Source organism: Stenotrophomonas sp. P5_A8, from assembly GCF_056400545.1.
The window spans coordinates 1-3,722 of record NZ_JBFULB010000361.1; the positions used below are offsets into that span (position 1 = coordinate 1).

General features: G+C 68.2%; 4 protein-coding genes. 2 read left to right on the plus strand and 2 right to left on the minus strand.

From position 1 onward, the window contains the following. Positions 1–1,031, plus strand: a 1,031-nt coding sequence (locus AC1DQP_RS17955) for a family 20 glycosylhydrolase (protein WP_478052147.1), incomplete at its 5' end; no start/stop codon positions are given. Positions 1,032–1,277: 246 nt separating this feature from the next. On the opposite strand, the gene AC1DQP_RS17960 is transcribed toward AC1DQP_RS17955, so the two are convergent. Together AC1DQP_RS17960 and AC1DQP_RS17965 are read right to left on the minus strand one after the other, a co-directional pair. After that, on the minus strand, positions 1,278–1,667 hold the full coding sequence (locus tag AC1DQP_RS17960) for a VanZ family protein (RefSeq protein ID WP_478052148.1): 390 nt from the start codon (positions 1,665–1,667) through the stop codon (positions 1,278–1,280). A gap of 1 nt (position 1,668) precedes the next feature. Next, the gene (locus AC1DQP_RS17965) at positions 1,669–2,853 is read right to left on the minus strand and encodes a class I SAM-dependent methyltransferase (protein WP_256777088.1); all 1,185 of its coding nucleotides are present in this window, start codon (positions 2,851–2,853) and stop codon (positions 1,669–1,671) included. Positions 2,854–2,908: 55 nt separating this feature from the next. Between AC1DQP_RS17965 and AC1DQP_RS17970 the strand changes: the two genes are divergently transcribed. Beyond that, positions 2,909–3,646: a pteridine reductase gene (locus AC1DQP_RS17970; RefSeq protein WP_457319950.1), complete on the plus strand. Its 738-nt coding sequence runs from the start codon at positions 2,909–2,911 to the stop codon at positions 3,644–3,646. Positions 3,647–3,722 lie beyond the last annotated feature (76 nt).

Sequence of the window (3,722 nt, forward strand, 5' to 3'; positions counted from 1 at the left end):
CTGCACTGCAGACCCACTCGCCCAACGAACCGCCGGGCCGCCCGCTGTCCACGCCGCTGGGGCGCGTGTATGGCTTCGAGCCGGTGCCCGAGGCGTTGGCCAAGGACAAGCAGCAGCATATCCTCGGCCTGCAGGCCAACATGTTCACCGAGCACACGCGCAGCTACGCGCGCCTGCAGCACAACCTGTTCCCGCGTTTGGCCGCCGTGGCCGAAACCGGCTGGTCGCCGCGCGAGCGCCGCGACTACGCCGATTTCCTGGCACGCCTGCCGAGCCAGCTGCAGCGCTGGCAGGCCATGGGCATCGCCTACGCGCAGACGCCGCTGCAGGTGGAACTGGACAGCCATGACGACCGCAAGGCCGGCACCGCCACGCTGGCACTGCGCACGCCGCTGGGCTATGACATCCACTACAGCACCGATGGCAGCGCGGTCACCGCGCAGTCGCCGCGCTACACCACGCCGCTGACCCAGCCGTTGCCGATCACCCTGCAGGCGGCCACGTTCTTCGACGGCAAGGCATTGGCCAGCGCGGCCAGTCGCTTCGACATCACCGCCACGTCGCTGCTGAGCCGCAGCGACGAGCAGCTGGCGATGTGCCCGGGCGAAGGCAAGCTGCTGCTGCGGCTGGAAGACGATGGCCCGGCCGATGGCCCGCGCGCGATCTTCAACGTCAATATCTTCAACCCGTGCTGGTTGTGGAAGGACGCCGATGTCGACGGCATCGCCAAAGTGCGCGTGCGTGCCGGCCAGATTCCGTATTACTTCCAGCTGGCGCACGACGAACCGCAGCGGAAGTTCAGCCCCGCACGCAGTGCGCATGGCGAGATGGACGTGCTCAACGGAACCTGCGATGGCACGCCGCTGGCGACGGTGAAGCTGCCCGCCAAGCCCGGTACGGATGGGTTCATCACGTTGGAAGCCGCGCTGCCGCGGTCGGTGAAGGGGACGCAGGATCTGTGCGTGCGCTTTACCGGGGATACGCGGCCGACGATGTGGGTGCTGGATGCGTTGACGCTGGTGCCGCGCTGAGGTTGCCGGCCAGCGGCCGGCATTACCGGTCTTGCGTTGCCTGGTTGCCGGCCAGCGGCCGGCATTACCGGTCTTGCGTTGCCTGGTTGCCGGCCATGGGCCGGCATTACCGGTCTGGCGTTGCCTGGTTGCCGGCCAGCGGCCGGCACTACCGGTCTTGCGTCGCTTGGTTGCCGGCCAGCGGCCGGCACTACCGGTCTTGCGTCGCTTGGTTGCCGGCCAGCGGCCGGCATTACCGATGCCTTTCTATCCGTGCAGGCGCAGCAGCAGGTTGCGCAACGGGGTAAATGCGATCGCCATGCCCGCGATCACCCCCACGCTGTTGGCCAGCGCGTCCATCGGGTCGGCCATGCGGTTGTCGGTCAATGCGCCCTGCAGGAACTCGATGCCGATGCCCAGCCCGACCAGGCCGGCGCCGGCCCACAGCAGGGCTGCGCGCGTGCGGTAGATCTGCACCGCCGAAGCGGCCAACAGGAAGTAGGCAAGAAAATGCTCCACCTTGTCGCTGTTCTTGGGCAGGTCCAGCGGCGGCGGCGGAATCAGGCAGACGGTGATGGTCACCGCGATCGCCAGCCACCACAGACCCAGCCAGAAGCGCGGCCAGCGCAGCGGCTTCAACATCCCTGTCATGGTCATCTCAGAGGCGCCAGGTCAGGTCGCCGAGCAGGAACGCGGCCTCGAATTCAACGTCACGCTGGAACCCCATCACCTGGAAGCGCTCGCCCATGCCGGTGGGCAGGGTGAGTTTCTTGACCTGATCACGCAGGCGCACCTTGCCGAACTCGTCCACGCGCGCCTCGGCCTTGGCCAGCAGCGCATCGAGCCCGTTGCCCAGCAGGAAATTGGCCTGGGTGCAGTACCCGGCGATCTCGAACCCGGCACCGGTGCCGGCCTCGGCCAGCGCGGTGAAATCCACCGACGCGGTCAGGTCCTGCAGGCCCGGCCACCGGTAAAGATCGTTGTGCACCTGGTGGCGGTAGAACGCGCGCACCGTGCCGTCGTCGCGTTCGTCCTGGTAATACTCGCCACGCGGGTAGCCATAATCGATGAACAGCATCGCGCCGCGCTGCATGCCGCCGGCCACGGCCTGGATCCAGTACGGCAGCTGCGGCAGCAGTTCGGAACGGTAGCCATCGGCGAACGGCTTCTCACGGTAATGCTCGATGTGGCGCACCGCCGCGCTGAGCATGGCATCGGCCGGTTGCGCGCCACGCACGAAGGCGCCCTGCGCATCCAACTCCACGGTTTCCTCATAGACCATGCCGTCGCGCGCCAGGAAGCGCGGCGTCGGCAGCGCATCGATCACCTCGTTGGCGAACACGATGCCGTCCCAGTCGTCCTCGAACGGGCCGTCCAACCACTCCACCAGTTCGAACACCGGGCCGATCAAGGCCTTTTCCAGACGCTCGCGCTGGCGCTCGCGCAGGTCCGCGCTGGGTTCCAGGATCGCGTAGCGTTCGGGCAGCGCGTCCAGTTCCAGCATGCGCTTGAGCAGCACCTCGGCAAACGCGCCGCTGCCGCCGCCCAGCTCCATGAAGCGCGCCTGCGGGCCCAGTTGCTGCATCACCGGGGCGATCGCATTGGCCACGGTGGCGGCAAACAGCGGGCCCAGTTCCGGGGCGGTGGTGAAATCGCCGGATTCGCCGAACTTGCTGGCACCGGCGCTGTAATACCCCAGTCCCGGCGTATACAGGCTCAGCTCCATGAACCGTGCGAACGGGATGGCGCCGCCGTTGGCAAGGATGTCGGCGCGCAGCGCCGCGGCCAGCTGGTCGCTGTGGGCCAGGGCGTCGGTATCGGGGGTGGGCAGTGGCGAATGCATGAGGCAGGCGATTGCGGTGACAATGCACAGCATAGCCGAGCAGGGAGTACCCCCGATGACCGATACCGCACCCGTCGTGCTGATCACCGGCAGCGCGCGCCGGATCGGCGCGGCGATCGCCCGCCAGTTCCATGCCTGTGGCTGGTCGGTGGTGCTGCACGCGCATACCTCCACCGCCGAGCTGCAGCAGATGGCCTTCGACCTGGACATGCTGCGCCCTGGCAGCGTGCTGGCGCTGCAGGCCGACCTGCGTGACGCCGACGCCATCCCCGATCTGGTCGAGCAGACCGTGGCCCAGTTCGGGCGGCTGGATGCGCTGGTCAACAACGCCTCCAACTTCTACCCCACCCTGCTCGGCCAGATCACCGCCGAACACTGGGACGATCTGTTCGCGGTCAACGCGCGCGCCCCGCTGCTGCTGGCCCAGGCCGCCGCACCGCAGCTGCGCCGGCACCTGGGCTGCATCGTCAACCTGACCGACCTGCACGGCACCCAGCCGATGCGCGACCACCCGGTCTACAGCGCGGCCAAGGCGGCGCTGGAAATGATCACCCGCTCACTCGCGCTGGAACTGGCACCCAAGGTGCGGGTCAATGCGGTGGCCCCCGGCGCGATCCTGTGGCCGGAACAGGGCAAGGACGATTTCGCCCAGCAGGCGCTGCTGCTGCGCACCCCGCTGGCGCGTACCGGCACGGTGGAGGAGATCGCCGAGGCGGTGTACTGGCTGGTGACCGATGCGCCCTTCATCACCGGGCACACGCTGCGCGTGGATGGCGGCCGAACGCTGTCGTAATGCCGGCCGCTGGCCGACGACCAAACGATGCAACCGCCCCGGTAGTGCCGGCCGCTGGCCGGCAACCAGGCGGTGC